The organism is Tsukamurella conjunctivitidis, from assembly GCF_007858475.1.
Classification (GTDB): domain Bacteria; phylum Actinomycetota; class Actinomycetes; order Mycobacteriales; family Mycobacteriaceae; genus Tsukamurella; species Tsukamurella conjunctivitidis.
In genome coordinates, this window is the sequence record NZ_VIGX01000054.1 from 1 (window position 1) to 916 (window position 916).

The following is a 916-nucleotide window of genomic DNA, read 5'->3' on the forward strand; positions in this document are numbered from 1 at the left end:
CCCTGACGGCTCACCCGTCCTCTTCACCCAGCCCAACTACTGGGCCCAGTCGCTCTCCGACGTGCAGCTCCCACTGACCTTCGACGAGGGCGGCACCGCCTCCGTCGCATGGCCCTCCTCCGATGACACCGCGGCCGACAACGCAACGATCGCCACCTGGGCCACCAGCCACCCTGCACCCTCGTTGACAGACTCCGACCTGATCACCCAGGACCAGCTGCTGGCAACCGACCACGAGGACACCCGCACCTACGTCAACACCGTTGTCGCCCAGTCCTCCGAAACCATGTCCGCGGCATCCTCACGCTACGAGGACACCCCGATCCTGGACTTCATCGGCGCCGTCATGGTCGACACCGTCCGCCAGGGAATCGCCGGCACCCCCGCGGGCGACCTTCCCGTCATCGCCCAGGTCTCCCCCTTCTCCCGGGATGCCGTCTTCACCAAGGGTGACGTGACGATCAAGGACGTCGCGGGCCTCTACATCTACGACAACACCTTGATGGGCGTCCAGATCACGGGGGCACAGCTGCGCGACTACATGGAGTTCTCCGCCAAGTACTTCGTCGGCGTGGACGAGGGCGCCACCTTCGACCCGGAGACGGGGACGAATGCCGAGTGGAACGGCTCCACGATCCCGGACTACAACTACGACGCCCTGACGGGGGTCGACTACCGCATCAACATCTCCAAGCCCGTGGGGCAGCGCATCGAGGGACTCTCCTACAACGGTGTGCCCGTGGCAGACGGCGACAGGTTCGTCCTGGCCATCAACAACTACCGCCAGTCCGGTGGTGGCGGGTTCCCCCACGTCACCGAGGCGCCGGTCGTCTACAACGAGTTGGTCGAGATCCGTCAGCAGATGATCGAGTACGCCCAGGCCAAGAAGGTCATCGACCCCGCGGACTTCTTCGTG

Annotated in this window: 1 protein-coding gene; it reads left to right on the plus strand. The window is 65.2% G+C overall.

The annotated features are described in order from the left end of the window. On the plus strand, window positions 1-916 hold a 916-nt coding region (locus FK530_RS24290; RefSeq protein WP_146489416.1), incomplete at both ends, for a 5'-nucleotidase C-terminal domain-containing protein.